An 18,672-nucleotide genomic window follows, 5' to 3' on the forward strand; every position below is an offset into this window, starting at 1 on the left:
CTCCGCACTCGTCTTCTGTCCTCGCCGCATGTCCGACTCCTTCGGTCCTGACTGATCCTCTCAATCAGCCCGGTCCAAAGCCAGCCGGTCAGGTCACAGGCCTGGAACACCGGAACACGGAAGGGAAAGCAGGTCGCGACCAAGAAGCGTCCGCTGCGCCACCTCGCGCGCTTCATCCTCCTTGGCCTCTATACAGGCACCCGAGCCGGAGCCATCGCATCCGCCGCATTCCAGAGAGGGGAGGGCAGGTCGTACGTCGACCTCGAGGAGGGGGTCTACTATCGACTCGCGCAGGGCAAGCGGGCCACCAACAAGCGCCAGCCTCCCGTGAAGCTGCCACCGCATGTATTGGCCCGCTTGCGCGTCTGGTCACGCATCGCTCGCAAGGACGGCACGTTGCCCGAGTACGTCGTCGAGTGGAACGGCAAGCCGGTGGCGTCGGTGAAGACGGCGTTCGCCACGGCGGTGCGGCTCGCAGGACTTGAGGAAAACGCGTCGCCTCACGTCTTACGGCACACGGCCGCGACATGGCTGATGCAGCAGGGCGTCAACCTGTGGGAGGCAGCCGGCTACCTCGGGATGACGCCCGAGATGCTGCAGAAGGTCTACGGCCACCACCATCCCGACTTCCAGAACGAGGCGGCAAGCGCCTTCAAGAACCGGCGTCGCAGACCCCAATCATTGGTCAATTCGTTGGTTAGGTCGAAGCGGGAGGAAGTGGAGGCATAGCCCACTTACCCGATTTCCTCACTATCTCAATGCGATAGAGGTGGTGGGCCCGGCAGGACTCGAACCTGCAACCAGACCGTTATGAGCGGTCGGCTCTAACCATTGAGCTACAGGCCCGAGCATTTTTCTGCCGAGCACTGACGCCCTGAACTGGTCGTCAAACGACAGGGCGGGCGACGGAATCGGCGACAGAAACGCTGCTTTTGAGTAGCCGGGGAGGGGGCCTGCGGCAAGCCCCGGCCGATTCGGGCGGCGCGATCCTGAACCCATGTCCGCCGTCGGCTGCCGCGACGGTCGGCGGCGCCCGGCTTCGCGACAGCCGGCACCGTGCCTCGGAACGAAGCGAATCGTGGCGAGGGAGTCGTCGAACCCCAGATTGGGAGGTGGGCCGGCCTTTCAGCGTTTCGGCTTTCTGTCCTCCGGCGTCTCCGGCTTGGGATCCCGCGCGGGATCGGGGTTGTGATCGGGCTTGACCGTCGCCCCAGGCGTGCCCTTGCCGGGATGCCCGGTCTGCTCGTCGATGTTGCCGAGGGCACCGCCGTCCTGTGTTCTGCCGGCCTCCGTGCCCGGCTTCTCCGGCTTCCTCATGTCGGTCTCCCTTTCACGGAGCAAGAGCGCTTCAGCCCCGTAGAACGCGCGGCGAACCGTCGAGGAACCGCAGGAGTGGCATTATGATGCACAGCGGATCGGCTCGGAGCAGGCGCACCTCTCGTTGGGCCGATGGTCACGATCGCCAGAGAGGGCTTCGAGCCGTCCTCGGGCCTCCGCTCCGGCCGCATCGATCCATCTGTCGGGCGGCCCCTCGCGATCGGTGGCCGGCTGCCCTATGCTGGGACAGGCTGAATCAGGAGAACATCATGCGCTATACCGTTCATTGGACCGCGCCGTCCGGCCCTTCGCGGGAGCCGCACGCTCTCGGCACGCGGGCGGCCGAGCGGGCCATGACCTTCGCGAGCATGGGCGCCGCGGACGTCTACGTGGAGACCAACGACGGACGGGTGTTCCGGGCGCCGGCACAGATGGAGGCCCTGGTTCAGTACGCCCAGACCGCCGACGCCGAGCAGGCCTGAGCCGGCGGCGCACGGCCACACGGCCGGCGTCCGGGCAGCCGAGTCAGGTGCCGACGAGCTGCCACTCGAAGACGAGCTGGCGCAGCCTGATCTGGGCGGCGCGGCGGGCCTCGTCGAAGGTCGCGTAGCTCTGCGGAGCATAGCGCCGGGGCGCCCCCTTCTCCACGATGGAGCAGACGAAGCGGCCCGGGCGCCGCCAGCACGGCCGCACATCGATGGAATAGGGGTGGTCGCTCCGGTCAGCCATCCCGACATGGTGCCATGCCCGGCGACCGCGACCAAGGCGCCGCGGGATCGCGCGAGACTCACATTTGCTTGTAGCCGGCTCAAGCCGCCAGGTCAGGCAGCGCGGCCTCAGGCCTCGTCCTCATTCTGCGAGGGGCGTAAGGAACGCTCGATCGTCTCCAGAACCGTCTTCGCGAGCGCCGCGTCCGGATCGTCGCGGAACAGCACGTCGCGCAGCATGGCGAGGTAGCCTTCGAGGCGCTCGTCGTAGTGGTCGGAATCGATCGAGCGCAGCACGCTCGCCAGGAACCCCACCGCCATCTGGTGCGCCACCTGCTTGGCGCCGAGATCGGCGAGGCCCTCGGCGAGGTTCGTCACCGCCGCGTCGTGCCGCGCGCTGACGGCGGCGAGCGCGGCGAGTTGCTGGGTCTGGTCCATCGGGGTCGGGTCCTCGGAACGCGCGGTCCGGTCTGGAGGCAAGTCGACAGGCAAATCTACAGCTTCGCGTCGGCGAAGCGGCGGAACGCCTCCAGCGTCTCCGCGCTCACATGGTGCTCGATGCCCTCCGCGTCGCGCCGCGCCGTCTCGGCACTGACGCCCACGGCGCGCAGGAAGCGCTCGACGATGCGGTGGCGCTCCCGCGACTGCTCGGCGAGCGCCTGCCCCGCCGCGGTGAGGAACACGCCGCGATAGGGCCGCTGCTGCACGAGGCCGTCCTCGGCAAGCCGCTTGAGCATCTTGGCGACCGTCGGCTGGGCCACGCCGAGGCGGGCGGCGATGTCGACCTGCCGCGCCTCGCCGCCGTCGCCGATCAGGTCGGCGATCAGTTCGACGTAATCCTCCACCAGTTCGAGGCGGCGCGCCTCGCGGGCCTGACGGAAGCTCTCGACATGGACCTCCGCATCGACGAGCGGCGCGTCCGCGCCCGCCCCGTGCGACTCCGGTGCCGGCTTCTGCCCCCTGTCTCGCCCCAACTCTCGCGATGCGTCCTGCATGAGGCGGCGGGCTCCTCCGGTCTCGGGCGCGGCCTCGGCGGCGCGCCTCACATGGTCGGCGAACGTCCTGGTCGTCGAACGTCGTTCACGGAACGCCCGGCGCGCCGGCCGTGCTCCGGCGCGGACGGCCGACGGCAGGCCTGTCATCGGTCGTTCGTGCCGCCCTGTTTAACCTATGCGCCCCACGGCCGGGAACCCGGTCGCGGAGCCTCTTGATCCCAGCTTCGGCACAGCTTTATAGCTGAAGCTATATGGCCGTCTCGTCCCTGCCGGCGCGGCCGGCCCTCCCTCCGGAGCGACGGGCGGGGACACGAGCGCCTCGATGCGAATGGAAGCAGTGATGGATCAGGTTCGGCCGCCACCGCCCGGGCAGGCCTCCGCGGAGCCGAGCCTCGGCGCGCTCAATGCCAGCGTGCCGGTGCGGGCGGGCGGCTTCTGGCTGTGGCGGCTCTTCGCCTTCCTCGGGCCGGGCTACATGGTCTCGGTCGGCTACATGGACCCCGGCAACTGGGCCACCGACATCGCCGGGGGTGCCCAGTTCGGCTACACGCTGCTCTCCGTCATCCTGCTCTCGAACCTGATGGCGATCGTGCTTCAGGCACTCGCCGCGCGGCTCGGCATCGCCACCGGCCTCGACCTCGCCCAGGCCTGCCGCGAGCGGACCTCGCGGCCCGTCTCCATCGCCCTTTGGCTGATCTGCGAGGCGGCGATCATCGCCTGCGACCTCGCCGAGGTGATCGGCACGGCGATCGCCCTCAAGCTGCTGTTCGGCATCCCGCTGACGCTCGGCGCGATCATCACGGCGCTCGACGTGTTCGTGGTGCTGCTGCTGCTGCGCCGGGGTTTCCGGGCGCTGGAAGCCTTCGTGATCGGCCTCCTGACGATCATCTTCGTCTGTTTCGGCATCCAGATCGCGCTGGCCGCGCCGCCGGTCCAGGCGGTGCTCGGCGGCTTCGTGCCGTCGCGGGAGATCGTGACCAACCCGGCCGCGCTCTACATCGCCATCGGCATCATCGGCGCCACCGTGATGCCGCACAACCTCTACCTCCATTCCTCGATCGTGCAGACGCGGGCCTATCCCCGCACGGAGGAAGGGCGGCGCGAGGCCCTGCGCTTCGCCGTCACCGATTCGACGGTGGCGCTGATGCTCGCGCTCTTCGTCAACGCCGCGATCCTGATCATGGCGGCGGCGGTGTTCCACGCGGGCGGGCGCACCGAGGTCGAGGAGATCGAGCAGGCCTACGAGCTGCTCTCGCCGCTGCTCGGCGTCGGGCTCGCCTCGACGCTGTTCGCCGTGGCGCTGCTGGCCTCGGGCCTCAACTCGACGGTCACCGCGACGCTCGCCGGCCAGATCGTGATGGAAGGCTTTCTGCGGCTGCGCCTGCCGAACTGGGCGCGGCGGCTCATCACGCGGGGCATCGCCATCGTGCCGGTGGTGATCGTGACCGCGCTCTACGGCGAGCAGGGCACCGCCCGCCTCCTCGTGCTGAGCCAGGTGGTGCTCTCGATGCAGCTGCCCTTCGCGGTGATCCCGCTGGTCCGCTTCGTCTCCGACCGGCAGCTGATGGGTCCCTTCGCGATCCCCGGCTGGCTGAAGGGGCTGGCCTGGACCATCGCCGGCATCATCGTGGTGCTGAACGTGAAGCTGCTGATCGACACGCTCTTCGGCGCATGAGGCGGCGCCTCACGCCTCGGGCGCGCGCAGATGCGCCACGAAGTCCTGCGCGAAGGGCGGCAGGCCCGCGAGGTCGCGCAGGCAGAGCGTGAGGTCGCGCGCCGCCCAAGGGTCTTCCAGGGGCACGAGGGCGATCCCCATGGTGCGCCACGCCCGCCGGGCCGTGGTCTCCGGCACGATGCCAAGGCCGACGCCGCATTCGACGAGGCGGCAGACCGCGTCGAAGCTGCGCAGCTGCACCCGCAGCCGCATCGGCCGGCCGATGCGGGAGGCCTTGTCGGCGAGGAAGCGCGTCAGGGCGCTCGGCCGGTCGAGCCCGACGAGGTCGTGCTCCAGCACCTCCGCGAAGCCGACGCTCTTGCGGCGGGCCAGCGCGTGGGCGGTCGCGACTACCACGACGAAGCGGTCGTGGCGGAACGGGAAGGTCTGGAGCGTGCCGGTATCGACGGTGCCCGCGACGATGCCGAGATCGGCCGCCCCGTCGGCCACCATTCCGACGATCTCGTCGGAGGTCCGCTCCTCGATATCGACGCTGACGCCGGTATGCAGGGCGAGATAGGCGGAGAGCGCCTCCGGCAGGAATTCGGTGAGCGCGTTGGTGTTCGACAGGACCCGGATCTGGCCGACCGCGCCGCCCGCGAAGACCGACAGGTCGCCCTGCAGCCGCTCGACCTGACTTAAGATCTCGCGGGCATGGGCCAGGAGGGCGCGGCCGGCGGGCGTCGGCGTCACGCCTTGGCGCCCGCGCAGCAGGAGCGCGGCGCCGAGCGAATCCTCCATCGCCCGCACCCGCGCCGAGGCGGCGGCCAGCGCGAGGTTCGCCCGTTCCGCCCCATGGGTGATCGAGCCGGCCTCGACGACGTGGCGGAACAGGTTCAGGTCGACGAGATCGAAGCGCATCATGGCCGTGGCCGAACGACAGACCGAAGCCTTCGCATTCGCCCGCGGCGGAGCCAAGCCCCGCGATGGTGCGGGTCGCAACAGCGTCCGTGCCGCATGAGCCTTCGCGGTTGACGAAGGTCGCCCCCACGAAAGCCGAATTGCGAACGGTTCCAATTCGCAGTTGAACCGCTTCCATGAGCGCCGCAGCGGCCAGCGTTTTGGGAGGACAGGGCACGGTCGTCGCGACCGGCGGCCTGCTCGTGCTGTGCATGGGGCTGTGGGCGACCGGACTCGTGGCCGAGATCGTCACGGCGCTGATGTTCTTCGCGCTCGCCATGCTGCTCAAGCTCGCCCCGGCGCAGACGGTGTTCTCGGGGTTCGCCTCCTCCGCCTTCTGGCTGGTGACGGGGGGCATGGTGGTCGGGCTCGCCATGAACCGCACCGGGCTCGGCAACCGTCTCGCGCGGATGCTGGCGGCGCGCCTGCCCGCCTCCTATCCCGGCTTCATCGCGGGCCTCGTCGCCTTCTCCTTCGCCCTCGCCTTCGTGATGCCGTCCAATCTCGGGCGCATCGCGGTGATGGTGCCGGTGGTGATCGCCCTGTGCGACGCCTTCGGGCTGGAGGCCGGGCGGCCGGGACGGACGGGGGCGCTGCTCGCCTTCGGCGTGGCGACGCCGATGCTCTCGGCGGCGATCCTGCCCGCCAACGTGCCGAACCTCGTCATGGCCGGCACCGCCGAGACCTTGTTCGACGTCCATCTCAGCTATCTGCCCTATCTCTTTCTGCACGCTCCGGTTCTCGGGTTCGTCAAGGGCGCGCTGCTCGTCGCCTGCACGGTGCTGATCTTCCCCGACCGTCTCGACGGGAAGCGGCTCGACCTGCCCCCGCTCCCGCCGGCCTCGGTCGAGGAGCGGCGCCTCTCGGTGATCCTCGCGGTGATGCTGGCCCTCTGGCTCACCGACGGCTGGCACGGCATTCCGCCGGCCTGGATCGGGCTCGCGGCGGCCGTGATCTGCCTGCTGCCGCGGGTCGGCGTGCTGCCGCCGGCGAGCTTCAACGAGATCCCGCTGAAGACCTGCTTCTACGTCGCGGCCCTGTTCGGCCTGACCGCCATCGTCAACGAGACCGGGCTCGGCGCCGACCTCGGCCACGCGCTGCTCTCCGTCGCCCCGCTCGAACCCGGCGCGCCGGCCAAGAACTTCGCGACGCTGATCGGCCTGTCGATCGGCTTCCTGTTCACCACCACCGCCAACGGCGCGCCCGCCCTCTACACGGCGCTCGCGGAAGAGTTTTCGCGCGCCAGCGGCTTCGACCTGATGAGCGTGCTGATGGTGCAGGTGGTCGGCTACTCGACCGTGTTCCTGCCCTACCAGGCCCCGCCCATCATCATGGCGATGGATCTCGGCCGCCTGTCGCTCGCCGACACCACGAAACTCACGCTCGCCACGGGCGTCGTGTCGCTCCTCGTCGCGGCGCCGCTCGCCTATCTCTGGTTCAGGCTGACCGGGCGACTCGCGTGAGACAGATCCGCGCGATCGTCAGCTTGACCAATGCTGCACTGCAGCACGGGCATTGCCGGGCGGAACCGGGCGCCCTAACCCTTCCCTGGAATTCATCCAACCTTTGACGCGAGGATCGTGAGCCGCGATGAACCCTACCGTCAGACCTACGGTCGCTCAGCCGCTCTCGCCCCATCTCCAGATCTACCGCTGGACCTGGACCATGGCGATGTCGGTGTTCCACCGCATCACCGGCACGGCGCTCTACGGCGGCACCTTCCTCGTCGCGGTCTGGCTCGTGGCGCTCGCCTCCGGTCCGCGCGCCTACGACACGGTGGCGTGGTTCTTCGGCTCGTGGATCGGGCGCGCCATCCTGTTCGCCTATACCTGGGTGCTGCTGCACCACATGCTCGGCGGCATCCGCCACTTCATCTGGGACGCGGGCTACGGCTTCGACCGCGACCGGCGCCTCGGCCTCGCCCGCGCGACGCTGATCGGCTCCGTCATCCTGACCGTCGTGATCTGGGCGATCGCCCTGCTCGTGCGCTGAGAGGCTCGCCCATGTCCCAGGTCGACAACCGCCAGAACACCGCGCTCTCGATGCGCACCCCGCGCGCCCGGGTGAAGGGGCTGGGTGCCTCGGGCCACGGCGCCGACCATTTCTGGCTGCAGCGCCTGACCGGCGCCTCGAACGCGCTGCTGATGCTCGCCTTCGTCGGCATCATCGCGCTGATGGCGGGGCGGACCTACCCGCAGGCGGTCGCACTGGTGTCGCACCCGCTCGTCGCGATCATCCTGATCCTGGCGGTGATCTCGGTGACGATCCACATGCGTCTGGGGATGCAGGTCGTGATCGAGGACTACGTCCACAGCCACGGCCTCAAGTTCGCGGCGCTGATCGCCAACACCTTCTACGCGGTCGCGGTGGCCGCCGCCTGCCTCTACGCGATCGTCCGCGTGAGCCTGGGCGGGCTCGCCTGATCGCCGTCACCGGAACCGAGGATTCACGCGAATGGCCTCCAACGGAACGAACGGCGGCGCCCCCGCCTACGCCATCACCGACCACACCTTCGACGTGGTGATCGTCGGCGCCGGCGGCGCGGGCCTGCGCGCCACGGTCGGCTGCTCCCAGGCCGGCCTGCGCACCGCCTGCATCACGAAAGTCTTCCCGACCCGCTCGCACACCGTGGCGGCGCAGGGCGGCATCTCCGCCTCGCTCGGCAACATGGGGCCGGACGACTGGCGCTGGCACATGTACGACACCGTGAAGGGCTCGGACTGGCTCGGCGACCAGGACGCGATCGAGTACCTCGTGAGGAACGCGCCGGCCGCGGTCTACGAGCTGGAGCACTGGGGCGTGCCCTTCTCCCGCACGGACGAGGGCAAGATCTACCAGCGGCCCTTCGGCGGCATGACCACTGATTACGGCAAGGGCACCGCCCAGCGCACCTGCGCCGCCGCCGACCGCACCGGCCACGCCATGCTCCACACCCTCTACGGGCAGGCGGTGAAGAACAAGACTCAGTTCTTCATCGAGTATTTCGCCCTCGACCTGATCATGGACGAGGACGGCCGCTGCCGCGGCGTGATGGCGATCGATCAGGCCACCGGCGAGATCCACCGCTTCCGCGCCCAGCAGACCATCCTCGCCACCGGCGGCTACGGCCGCGCCTACTTCTCGGCGACCTCGGCCCACACCTGCACCGGCGACGGCAACGCCATGGTGCTGCGCGCCGGCCTGCCGCTGCAGGACATGGAGTTCGTGCAGTTCCACCCCACCGGCATCTACGGCGCCGGCTGCCTCATCACCGAAGGCGCGCGGGGCGAGGGCGGCTACCTGACGAATTCCGAGGGCGAGCGCTTCATGGAGCGCTACGCGCCCTCGGCCAAGGATCTCGCCTCGCGCGACGTGGTCTCGCGCTCCATGACCATGGAGATCCGCGACGGCCGCGGCGTCGGCAAGGACGGCGACCACATCTTCCTGCATCTCGACCACTTGGACCCGAAGATCCTGCACGAGCGCCTGCCGGGCATCTCGGAATCGGCCAAGATCTTCGCGGGCGTGGACGTGACCAAGGAGCCGATCCCGGTCCTGCCCACCGTCCACTACAACATGGGCGGCATCCCGACGAACTTCCACGGCGAGGTGCTGACCCTCAAGAACGGCGATCCCGACACGGTGGTGCCGGGCCTGATGGCGCTCGGCGAGGCGGCCTGCGTCTCGGTGCACGGCGCGAACCGCCTCGGCTCGAACTCGCTGATCGACCTCGTGGTGTTCGGCCGCGCCGCGGGCCTGCGCTGCGCCGACATCGTCGAGCCGGACGCCCGCCAGCCGGAACTGCCGAAGGACGCAGGCGACAAGGCGCTCGCGCGTCTCGACCGCTTCCGCTACGCCGACGGCGGCACCCCGACCGCGCAGCTGCGCGACCGGATGCAGCGGACGATGCAGAACAACTGCGCCGTCTTCCGCACCGGCGAGGTGCTGGAGGAGGGCAAGGGCCTGATCCACGAGGTCTGGCGCGGCGTCTCCGACGTCCAGGTCACCGACCGCTCGCTGGTGTGGAACACCGACCTGCTCGAGACGCTGGAATTCGACAACCTAATCGGTCAGGCGGTCGTCACCATGGAATCGGCAGTCAACCGCAAGGAGAGCCGCGGGGCGCATGCCCGCGAGGACTTCCCCGACCGCGACGACAAGGAGTGGATGAAGCACACCCTCGCGTGGCTCGATCCGAGCAAGCACGGCGTCGAGATCGATTACCGCCCGGTGCACACCTACACGATGTCGAACGACATCCAGTACATCGAGCCCAAGGCGCGGGTGTACTGACGCGGGTGTACTGAGGCGGGTGGACTGAGGAAGGCGCGCGGCCGTGTTCGGACTGAAGAAGCGCAGACGAGGACCGCCGGCTGGCTCCGGCCTGCTCTGCTCCGGCGCGCCGGCGCAGCCGCCGGCGTCGTGGGAGGAGATCGTGTGCGGCTACGGCGCCTCCGTCGATCCCGCGGAGGCGCGCGCGCAGGCCGGCAACGCGGCCGAGGCCGCCTTCTTCGCGCAGGACGATCGGCTCGCGACCAAGTGGCACCACTACCTCGAGATCTACGACCGCCACCTGTCGCGCTACCGCGGCAAGCCCGTGCGCCTGTTGGAGCTCGGCGTGTTCCAGGGCGGCTCGCTCCAGATGTGGCGGCGCTATCTCGGCCCGCAGGCCGTCATCCACGGCCTCGACATCAATCCGGGCTGCCGCGAGATCACCGAGGACGGCCTCAAGGTCCACCTCGGCAGTCAGGCCGATCCGGGGCTGCTGCGGCGCATCGCCGAGGAGATGGGCGGCATCGACGTGGTGATCGACGATGCCGGCCATATCAGCGCCGAGCAGATCGCGAGCTTCGAGGTCCTCTATCCGCTGCTCGCGCCGGACGGGGTCTACATCGTCGAGGACGTGCACGCCTCCTACTGGCCGGATCACGGCGGGGGCCTGCGGGCGCACGGCGCCTTCATGGAATACGCCAAGCTTCTGCTCGATCGCCTGCACGCCCGCTACGTGCTCGATCCGGATCCCTTCGCCCGCGACCCCGGCTTCGCCGACGTGACGCACGGCATCGCGTTCCACGACAGCATGGTGGTCTTCGAGAAGCGCCTGAAGCCGCTGCCGCGCAGCCTGCGCGTCGGCCACCGAACCCTGTCCTGACACCGATGAGGGTATCCCTTCGCCTCTCCATCCGCCTGATCCTGTCCGCCGCGGCAGCGCTGCTGCTGATCCTGTCGGCGCAGGCACGCGGGCCGGACTTCGATTTTCCCGCGGAGATCGCCGGCTTCGCCCGCGGTCCGCGGACGGACTACGAATCCCGCGCGCCGGGGCTCGGCTATTCCGTGGCCTACACCAACGGCCGCTGGAAGGCGGACATCTACGTCTACGACGCCGGCGTGCGGACGATCCCCGACGGGCCCTCGTCGCCCGCGGTGGCGGCCCAGCTCGCCCAGGCGGTCGGCGACATCAGGACGGCGGTGGAGCGCGGCTTCTACCGCGGCAGCGAGGATCTCGGCCCGGTGCGCCTGCCGGGCGCCGCCGGAACTAGGCTCGCCTGCCGTGCCATCGCCATCGACCATCCGGCCCTCGGCCTCACCGAGAGCCTGCTCTGCCTCACGGGACTGGGCGGCCGATTCGTCAAGTTCCGCCTGTCCGGACCGGCCGCGACGCGACCGCGGGAAGCGGAGGCCGAGCGCTTCATGACCGGCTGGCTCGACCGGCAATAGGATTTCTCGACACTCAGAGCGCGCCCAAGGCCGCCGCATCCAGAGGCTCAGACATGGCCCAGTTCAATCTCCCCAAGAACTCCCAGGTCACGGAGGGCAGGACCTGGCCGGCGCCGAACGGCGCCAAGGCCATCCAGACCTTCCGGATCTACCGCTGGAACCCGGATGACGGGAAGAACCCGCGCATCGACACCTACCATGTCGACCGCGACGATTGCGGCCCGATGGTCCTCGACGCGCTCCTCTGGATCAAGAACAAGGTCGATCCGACGCTGGTCTTCCGCCGCTCGTGCCGCGAGGGCATCTGCGGCTCCTGCGCCATGAACATCGAGGGCCAGAACGCGCTCGCCTGCACCATGGGCATCGACGAGTGCAAGACCCCCGACAACGCCCTGCCGTTCCTGACCCGCAAGGACAAGGACGGCGCGGTGCGGATCTACCCGCTGCCGCACATGCCGGTGCTCAAGGACCTCGTGCCGGACCTGACCAACTTCTACGCCCAGCACGCGGCGATCGAGCCCTGGCTCCAGACCGAGACGCCCGCGCCGGAGAAGGAGTGGAAGCAGACGCCGGAGGACCGCGCCCGTCTCGACGGCCTCTACGAGTGCATCCTCTGCGCCTGCTGCACTACGAGCTGCCCGAGCTACTGGTGGAACGGCGACAAGTTCTTGGGCCCGGCGGCCCTGCTCCAGGCCTATCGCTGGCTGATCGACTCGCGCGACGAGAACACCGGCGAGCGCCTCGACGGGCTGCACGACCCGTTCCGGCTCTATCGCTGCCACACGATCATGAACTGCGCCAACACCTGCCCCAAGAACCTGAACCCGGCCAAGGCCATCGCCGAGATCAAGAAGATGATGGTCGAGCGCGCGGTCTGACTTCTTCCCCGCCTCGCAAAGCGCCTGAAGAGAGCCGTGCCCCGATCGGGCGCGGTTCTCGCCGTTTCGGTGCCCCGCTCCGCCCGCTCCTCGACTGCGGCAGGGCCGCCACACCGCCGGGAAAACCCGCGCCGACCGGGCTTTTCCCGGGCTCGCCGTGCAGCCTGCCTTGCCGCAAGCGCATTTGGCCGCGAGGGCAAGCGCGACCGTTGCGTGTTCTGTTGGGGGTCTTTGATGACGCGTGGGTTCCTGTCGAAAGCCGCCTGCCTCGCGCTCGCCGCGAGCGTCGGCGCCTGCGCCTCGAACCGCTTCGAGGGACCCCGCGAGCGGCTGCGGCCGCAGGCGGCGCTCGAACCCGCCACGCCCGCCCTGCCCGCCGGCACGGTGACGAGCGAGCCCCTCGCGCCGCCGCCGGGCGCCTCCGCCGCGCCGGGCGAGCCGCCGCCCCCGAGCGTCGCCGCCGCGCCGTCCGCCGCGCTCGAGCCGCCGCTCCCGCCCGCGCCGCCGCCGGTGGTGGCGACCGGTCGCTCCTCGGTGGTCGGCTCCTGGAACGCCTCCGATGCGGCGGGAAGCTGCAAGGTCTCGCTGTCGAGCACGCCCTCGCTCGACCTCTACAAGGCGACGACCGCGGGCTGCGGCAACAAGGATCTCGCCAAGGTCTCGGCCTGGGATTTTCGCGACGGCGAGGTCTACCTCTACCAGCCGGGCGGCACCGTCGCCGCGCGCCTGCGGCAGGCCGGCGGCAGCCTCGAGGGCGCGCTCTCGAAATCCGGCGCGCCGCTCTCGCTCGCCCGCTGATCGTCAGGGGTTCACCCGCACCCCGAGCAGCACCGTGTGCGCCTCGTAGGTCGAGAGCGGGATGGTGCTGTTCAGCGTCGAGTAGATGTAGCTGCCGCGCAGGGCGAGCCAGCGGTTGAAGCGGTAATCGAACCGGGCGGTGGCGGAGTAGCCCCGCTCGCGGATGCGCACGCCGTCGTAGTTGGTGGACAGGTAGGCGGCGCCCACCGTGATCGAGAGGTTGCGCAGGAGGTCGTGCTGCACTTCGAGCGTGGCGGCGTCGGTGAAGGCGCCGCTGGAGCCCGGCACCGCGGTTTCGATCACCCCGGTCTGCTGGTTGAAGCGCACCGTGGTGAGCGGCGAGACCGACCAGACCAGCGCCGCGTTGACGACCGGCGCGTTGATGTCCTGCAGCGTGCGGTCGACGTAGGAGCGGTGCTGCAGGCCCGCCGAGACCTCCGCCGTGAGGGTGCTGTTGAGCTGGACCGCCGCGCCCGCGGTGAAGGCGACGCCGTCGGAATCGCGGCGCAGGCCGAACTGGTCCACCGGCGTGTCGTAGATCCGGGTGTCGAGGAAGGTCTCGACGAAGGGCGTGATCGCCGGCGAGATCTCGTAGCCGGCGCGCAGGCGCAGGCCGTACTGGTTGGCGTCGCGGTCGCTCTGGATGATCGTGGTGCCGTTGCCGAGCTGCGCGTCCTCGAAGACCGAGCGGTCGATCGAGCCGCGCAGGGAGAGCTGCAGCCGGTTGAAGTTCTCCTGCACGCCCGCGGTCGCGCCGTAGGTGGCGAAGAGCGGCCGGCTCGTCGCCCCGCCCGCGCCGAGATCCGGGCTGCCGAGGCGCTGGCTGTCGAGCAGGAAGCGGGTCTCGAGGTCGACGCGGGTGTCGCGGTCGACGTCGATGCGCATCCGCGCGGTGCCCACCGCGTTGGGGCGGCTCGCCTCCGGGTTCTGCGGATATTCGAGGTAGCTGCCGCGCATCTCGGCGGTGAGCTCGCTCGCCGACCACTCGCTGCGCAGGGCCAGCTCCGCCTCGCTGCGGAGCGTGAGCGAGGGGCGGGGACGGTTGCCGCCGATCTGGTCCGGGTTCGAATCGTAGCCGACGCTCTGGGTGAAGGCCGGCAGCAGGGTGAAGGTGCCGAGCCGGATGCCGAGCGGCGCGTAGGCCGTGTCGGGGGGGATCGGCCGGCGCAGCGCCGTGCCGAGCAGGAGCCCGGTGGCGTTCGGCAGGCCGAGCCCGAGGATCGGCGTCGGCAGCGGCACGCCGGAGACCGGCGTCTGGATCACCGGCGTGAGGCGCAGGTCCGTCACCGTCTGCTGCGTGCGCGTCTGCGTGATCTGGCGGGTCGCCGAGCCGATCCGGCGCGGGGGCGCGGCGCGCAGGCGCAGGACCGAGGGCCGGGCCGGGGTGCCCTGTGCCGAGGCGGAGCCGGGCAGGCTCGGCGCGCTGCGGAAGCGCGGCAGGCGCGCCACCGACGGCTCCTCGCCCGCGCCCTCGGCGACGGGCGCCGGACTGGTCCCGGCGGCGCTGCCGAGCGGGGCGGGGGCGGAGAAGGCGCCGGAGCCGCGCAACGCCGTCGGCGCCTCGAAGGCGGGGCGGCGCAGGCGGCCGGCGGTGGCCGGCTCGGAGGCGGTGCGTGCTGGCGACGTCTGGGCCGGCTCGGTCTGCGACGGGTCGGGCGGCGTCTCCTGCGCCAGGGCGGGGGCGCCGAGCAGGGCGGGCAGCAGCGCCAGGGCGAGCGGGCCCGCGCCGCGCGTTCCGCCGCGATGCCCCTTGCGCCTGTCCCCGATCGGCCGCTCGCGTGACACCGGCAGCGCTCTTTCCCTGGATGCGGCCGGCGGCCCGTGGAGGGGAGCGCCGTCCGTGGCCGGAGGGCGTCCCATGGTTAAGAGAGCTAGACCGGACATGGTTAACGCGCCGTTGCGGGCGCGCCCCGCCCCCTGTCCCGCCTCCGACAGCCCCCATGCGGCCACAGTCGCGGGCGATGAGGGCGCGGCAAACATGCGTCGGCGCCCTGCGCGGCCCCGGACGAGACGGAACGCGACTTCATGGCCCTGGCACAGCGGATCGAGGATCGAAACGAGGCGCGCGAGGAGACGGCGCGGACGCCCGCCATCGCCTCGGCCCTGCGCACCATCGAGACCGAGCGCGAGGGCCTGGCCTGCCTGATGGCCGCGATCGGCAACGGCCTCGGCGCGCCCTTCGCCGAGGCCGTGGAGCGGATCGGCCAGGCCCGCGGCCGGGTGATCTGCACCGGCATGGGCAAGTCCGGCCACATCGCCCGTAAGATCGCGGCGACCTTCGCCTCCACCGGCACGCCCTCCCTCTACGTCCACCCGGCCGAGGCGAGCCACGGCGACCTCGGCATGATCCAGCCCGAGGACGTGGTGCTGGCGCTCTCGTGGTCGGGCGAGACCACGGAACTCGCCGACATCATCGGCTACACCCGCCGCTACCGCGTCGGCCTCGTGGCGATCACCGCCAACGCCGCCTCGACCCTGGGGCGCGAGGCCGACACCTGCCTCGCTTTGCCGAAGGCGAAGGAGGCCTGCCCGAACGGGCTGGCGCCGACCACCTCGACGGCGATGCAGCTCGCCCTCGGCGACGCGCTCGCCGTGGCGCTCCTAGAGGTCCGCGGCTTCTCCGCCCGCGACTTCTCCGTGTTCCATCCCGGCGGCCGCCTCGGCGCCTCGCTGCGGCAGGTGCGCGAGGTCATGCATGGCGGCGAGCGGCTGCCGGTGGTGGCGCTCGGCACCGCGATGCGGGCGGCGGTGGCCGAGATCGACGCCAAGGGGTTCGGGTCCGTCCTCGTGGTCGATGCGGCGGGCGCGCTCGCCGGCATCCTCACCGACGGCGACGTGCGCCGCGCCATCTTCTCCCGCGAGGGGCTGGACCGCCTGCCGGTCGAGGCGGTGATGACGAAGAACCCCCGCACCATCAGCCCCGAGACCCTGCTCGCCAAGGCGCTGCAGATCCAGGAGGCGATGAAGATCACCGCCCTGGTGGTGGTGGAGGCCGGCCGCCCCGTCGGCCTCGTGCACTACCACGACCTGCTGCGCACCGGCGTGGCGTAGGCCGCGGCCCCGTCGCTCCCACCCACCGCCTCATCCTGAGGTGCCGCGAAGCGGCTTTGAGCGATCCTCCGGGAAACGCGCGGGATCGGGAGCATCCTTCGAGGCCGCCGCGGCGCGCCGGCCCCTCAGGATGAGGGCGCGGGTCGGAGGCGCGCGGACCGGTCGAACAGCCCTCCCCGAACACGTGTCCCCCCGCGGCCCTGAGGCCCGGAGGTCGGCTGGCCGATCGGCCGGCTGGGAACGCAACCACGTCGAAGTCGAACCCCGAGGGGGACGCGGGACGCCGCGAGACCTCCGGATCGTTGGTTGAAGCTTTGCCGGTCTCCCGGCGTCCCGCGGGCGGGCGGCCCCCTTATCACAAAAGGCCGTCCGTCCGTTTTTGCGTCACGGTCGCTCCACCGGCATCGACCCCGGACCCGCGGGCCTGGTGCTCTCCGGCGCGCCGCCCCGTGAGGGGCGAGGACGCCTCGGCCAGGGCCGGCTTCGACGGTCTCGTCCGCACCGGACCTCGTATTGGGCCCGGCTCCGGTTGTTCCTGGGCGCCGACCCGAGACGGCCTACGGCCCCATCCCGAGCTGGCGTTGTGTCGCGCACAGCGCCCGGGGCGATGGCGACCGGGCCACCGACGCGGGAACCGCCCCACCGCCCAACGAGCCTCGCCGGCCGGTCACCGGAAACGCTCCTCCGGTTGGTCCGGGAGGTGGGTGGCCGGAGTTTTAGGACTTTTTGTCTATTTTGTCAATAGATTTTTGGGGATGCTTAAATTTACAATGGCGCGCATAGTTCGTTCAGAGTGATAGCATGATCCATCGAGCGCAAAGAGGCACAGCTGCATTCTAAGCCGAAACTGCGCATACAGTTTCACATAATTCATTTGGAGAGATCGATGAAAGAAATACAAACAAATAAAACTGTTTACCGAGTAAGCGATTTCATAAGCTGGCAGAGAGATGGAACCTTGGAGTTGAACCCAAATTTCCAACGCCGCCCGGTGTGGAAGCCGGGAGCAAAATCTTATCTCATCGACACGATACTGCGTGGCCTCCCGATGCCAATAATATTCTTGCGGGATTTGCGGTCGGATCTCAAAACGTTTAAATCTAAACGCGATGTAGTAGACGGTCAACAGAGAATTCGCACCGTTTTGTCCTTCATTGCACCGGAGTCATTGAACGATTATGATGCAAGTCGAGACGACTTCAAAATAAGCCGTGTCCATAGCAAAGAATATGCTGGAAGGCGATTTAGCGACCTTCCGCAAGCTGCCCAGCAGCGCATCCTTGACTACACTTTCAGCGTCCACTCGTTCTCCGCCGACACAGATGACAGAGAAATACTTCAAATCTTTGCGAGAATGAATTCCACAGGTGTTAAATTGAATGAGCAGGAACTTCGTAATGCTGAATATTATGGATCGTTCAAGCAACTTTCATACGAACTTGCGACTGAGCAGTTAAATCGTTGGAGAGAGTGGAAAATATTCACACCAAATCAAATTGCGAGGATGTACGAAGTTGAGTTCACAAGCGAACTTATGATTATTATGCTGCAAGGGATAGGCAGCAAGAGCAAGCCGAATATAGATAGTTTTTATAAATCTTATGACGATGACTTTCCTGATAGCGATGAAGTATCGAGAAGATTTAGGGATATACTTGACACAATTGAGAATTCCTATGAGCCAAAGACTGTCACAGAGCTATTCGGCAGCCGATCTCTATTCTACGCTCTTTTTGCGACGATATATGGTTTACGATACAGTTTGAGATCTGCATTCGTTTCCACTGAACGATTAAACAGGGAGCGAGGCAAGCCCATCACGATGGCAGCAATCGACGCCATGCAAGCTGCTGCTAGGGCAATACATTCAGGCAGAGATGTTCCGCAACTGGTGGCGCAATCCCTGCGCGGCGCCACAAGTGATGCGGCCAGCCGAAGAGAAATCATTAAGTACTTTGCTGGGGAGGATAATGATCCATGCCCACAGCAGAGCTGAATACGTTTCATCGGAGCCTTACACGGATTAACAATACGCGCAATAGAATGGAGAGTCTATTTTCAGATGGTATGATAAAGAAAACTGATATAGAAGCTGTTTACGAGGCTCTATTTTTGAGGGCTGTAACTAATTTTGAGTCTTACTTGGAACAACTTTTCATATCCATCCTTCTCGGAAGGAGCGGTCATCCGCCTGACAGGATAAAACTCCTGATGTCTGTATCCAATAAAAATAATTTAATCACAATCCTAACACAAAAAAACGACTATCTAGACTGGCTGCCTTACAATAAGACAGAATCCAGAGCGCGCATTTATTTGAAAGATGGAAAACCATTTTCAGAGTTAACAGATGGCGATAAGTCACAAATCAAGGCCATCTCACTCACTAGAAATGCTATTGCACACAGAAGCGATCATTCATCCAATCAGTTTAGATCTAAAGTAATTGGAGGAATGGTTCTATTGCCAAGAGAGAGAAGCCCAGCTGGGTTTCTTCGTTCTCGAATTCGAACCAGTCCGATACAAGTAAGATTCGAAGTTTATTTATCTGAACTCGGCAGGATAGCCGCACAACTCTCATGATATTTACCTAGGCTGAATGCAATAATTATAAT

Annotated in this window: 20 protein-coding genes and 1 tRNA gene; 14 read left to right on the top strand and 7 right to left on the bottom strand. The window is 67.9% G+C overall.

From position 1 onward, the window contains the following. The first annotated feature begins 174 nt into the window (after positions 1-174). Positions 175-729: a tyrosine-type recombinase/integrase gene (locus tag ABS772_RS25440; protein WP_350397551.1), complete on the top strand. Its 555-nt coding sequence runs from the start codon at positions 175-177 to the stop codon at positions 727-729. A 41-nt stretch (positions 730-770) separates the two neighbouring features. Here ABS772_RS25440 and ABS772_RS25445 read toward each other — a convergent pair. Both ABS772_RS25445 and ABS772_RS25450 read right to left on the bottom strand, forming a co-directional pair. Then, positions 771-846, bottom strand: a tRNA-Ile gene (locus ABS772_RS25445). A gap of 279 nt (positions 847-1,125) precedes the next feature. Then, positions 1,126-1,317, bottom strand: a complete 192-nt coding sequence (locus ABS772_RS25450) for a hypothetical protein (protein ID WP_238256826.1) — start codon at positions 1,315-1,317, stop codon at positions 1,126-1,128. Between the two features lie 269 nt (positions 1,318-1,586). Between ABS772_RS25450 and ABS772_RS25455 the strand changes: the two genes are divergently transcribed. Continuing rightward, positions 1,587-1,799, top strand: a complete 213-nt coding sequence (locus ABS772_RS25455; RefSeq protein WP_238256827.1) for a hypothetical protein — start codon at positions 1,587-1,589, stop codon at positions 1,797-1,799. Between the two features lie 43 nt (positions 1,800-1,842). Here ABS772_RS25455 and ABS772_RS25460 read toward each other — a convergent pair whose 3' ends face one another. The 3 genes from ABS772_RS25460 to mntR all read right to left on the bottom strand — a co-directional run bounded on the left by ABS772_RS25460 (position 1,843) and on the right by mntR (position 3,019). After that, positions 1,843-2,046 (bottom strand): hypothetical protein, encoded by a 204-nt coding sequence (locus ABS772_RS25460; RefSeq protein WP_238256828.1) that lies wholly within the window; start codon positions 2,044-2,046, stop codon positions 1,843-1,845. A gap of 107 nt (positions 2,047-2,153) precedes the next feature. After that, on the bottom strand, positions 2,154-2,462 hold the full coding sequence (locus ABS772_RS25465; protein WP_238256829.1) for a hypothetical protein: 309 nt from the start codon (positions 2,460-2,462) through the stop codon (positions 2,154-2,156). A gap of 56 nt (positions 2,463-2,518) precedes the next feature. Beyond that, positions 2,519-3,019 carry a manganese-binding transcriptional regulator MntR gene (mntR, locus tag ABS772_RS25470; protein WP_350397461.1) on the bottom strand — a complete coding sequence of 167 codons (501 nt, stop codon included), beginning with the start codon at positions 3,017-3,019 and terminating at the stop codon, positions 2,519-2,521. A 340-nt stretch (positions 3,020-3,359) separates the two neighbouring features. Here mntR and ABS772_RS25475 point away from each other — a divergent pair, with 340 nt between their 5' ends. Beyond that, positions 3,360-4,694 carry an Nramp family divalent metal transporter gene (locus ABS772_RS25475; RefSeq protein ID WP_238256835.1) on the top strand — a complete coding sequence of 445 codons (1,335 nt, stop codon included), beginning with the start codon at positions 3,360-3,362 and terminating at the stop codon, positions 4,692-4,694. A gap of 9 nt (positions 4,695-4,703) precedes the next feature. Here the strand turns inward: ABS772_RS25475 and ABS772_RS25480 are convergent, their stop codons facing one another. Then, positions 4,704-5,594 (bottom strand): LysR family transcriptional regulator, encoded by an 891-nt coding sequence (locus ABS772_RS25480; RefSeq protein ID WP_350397553.1) that lies wholly within the window; start codon positions 5,592-5,594, stop codon positions 4,704-4,706. Positions 5,595-5,770: 176 nt separating this feature from the next. Between ABS772_RS25480 and ABS772_RS25485 the strand changes: the two genes are divergently transcribed. The 8 genes from ABS772_RS25485 (at position 5,771) to ABS772_RS25520 (ending at position 13,006) form a co-directional block, all read left to right on the top strand. Then, the gene (locus tag ABS772_RS25485; RefSeq protein ID WP_350397462.1) at positions 5,771-7,096 is read left to right on the top strand and encodes an SLC13 family permease; all 1,326 of its coding nucleotides are present in this window, start codon (positions 5,771-5,773) and stop codon (positions 7,094-7,096) included. Between the two features lie 127 nt (positions 7,097-7,223). Further along, entirely contained in the window at positions 7,224-7,625 is a 402-nt protein-coding gene (sdhC, locus tag ABS772_RS25490; RefSeq protein ID WP_238256832.1) for a succinate dehydrogenase, cytochrome b556 subunit, read from the top strand. Positions 7,626-7,636: 11 nt separating this feature from the next. After that, the gene (gene sdhD / locus ABS772_RS25495; protein ID WP_350397463.1) at positions 7,637-8,056 is read left to right on the top strand and encodes a succinate dehydrogenase, hydrophobic membrane anchor protein; all 420 of its coding nucleotides are present in this window, start codon (positions 7,637-7,639) and stop codon (positions 8,054-8,056) included. A gap of 31 nt (positions 8,057-8,087) precedes the next feature. Continuing rightward, a complete protein-coding gene (gene sdhA, locus ABS772_RS25500; protein WP_350397464.1) occupies positions 8,088-9,905 on the top strand; it encodes a succinate dehydrogenase flavoprotein subunit in 1,818 nt (605 codons plus the stop codon). A gap of 43 nt (positions 9,906-9,948) precedes the next feature. Further along, positions 9,949-10,764, top strand: coding sequence for an O-methyltransferase (locus tag ABS772_RS25505; protein ID WP_350397465.1), 816 nt, complete (start codon positions 9,949-9,951; stop codon positions 10,762-10,764). Positions 10,765-10,769: 5 nt separating this feature from the next. After that, the gene (locus tag ABS772_RS25510; protein WP_350397466.1) at positions 10,770-11,330 is read left to right on the top strand and encodes a hypothetical protein; all 561 of its coding nucleotides are present in this window, start codon (positions 10,770-10,772) and stop codon (positions 11,328-11,330) included. A 53-nt stretch (positions 11,331-11,383) separates the two neighbouring features. After that, complete coding sequence (locus ABS772_RS25515; protein WP_238258350.1) at positions 11,384-12,208, top strand: succinate dehydrogenase iron-sulfur subunit; 825 nt, start codon at positions 11,384-11,386, stop codon at positions 12,206-12,208. A gap of 234 nt (positions 12,209-12,442) precedes the next feature. Next, the gene (locus ABS772_RS25520; RefSeq protein WP_350397467.1) at positions 12,443-13,006 is read left to right on the top strand and encodes an AprI/Inh family metalloprotease inhibitor; all 564 of its coding nucleotides are present in this window, start codon (positions 12,443-12,445) and stop codon (positions 13,004-13,006) included. Positions 13,007-13,009: 3 nt separating this feature from the next. Here the strand turns inward: ABS772_RS25520 and ABS772_RS25525 are convergent, their stop codons facing one another. Next, a complete protein-coding gene (locus ABS772_RS25525) occupies positions 13,010-14,791 on the bottom strand; it encodes an outer membrane beta-barrel protein (RefSeq protein WP_350397469.1) in 1,782 nt (593 codons plus the stop codon). 240 nt (positions 14,792-15,031) lie between these two features. On the opposite strand from ABS772_RS25525, the gene ABS772_RS25530 reads away from it, so the two are divergent. From ABS772_RS25530 to ABS772_RS25540, 3 genes are all read left to right on the top strand, one after another. Beyond that, a complete protein-coding gene (locus ABS772_RS25530; RefSeq protein WP_238257607.1) occupies positions 15,032-16,057 on the top strand; it encodes a KpsF/GutQ family sugar-phosphate isomerase in 1,026 nt (341 codons plus the stop codon). Positions 16,058-16,943: 886 nt separating this feature from the next. Beyond that, complete coding sequence (locus ABS772_RS25535) at positions 16,944-18,053, top strand: DUF262 domain-containing protein (protein ID WP_350397470.1); 1,110 nt, start codon at positions 16,944-16,946, stop codon at positions 18,051-18,053. Continuing rightward, positions 18,035-18,640 carry a hypothetical protein gene (locus ABS772_RS25540; protein WP_350397471.1) on the top strand — a complete coding sequence of 202 codons (606 nt, stop codon included), beginning with the start codon at positions 18,035-18,037 and terminating at the stop codon, positions 18,638-18,640. The genes ABS772_RS25535 and ABS772_RS25540 overlap by 19 nt, the downstream gene beginning before the upstream one ends. Positions 18,641-18,672: the final 32 nt, after the last annotated feature.

Source organism: Methylorubrum podarium, from assembly GCF_040270385.1.
In the GTDB taxonomy this organism is placed as follows: Bacteria; Pseudomonadota; Alphaproteobacteria; order Rhizobiales; family Beijerinckiaceae; genus Methylobacterium; species Methylobacterium podarium.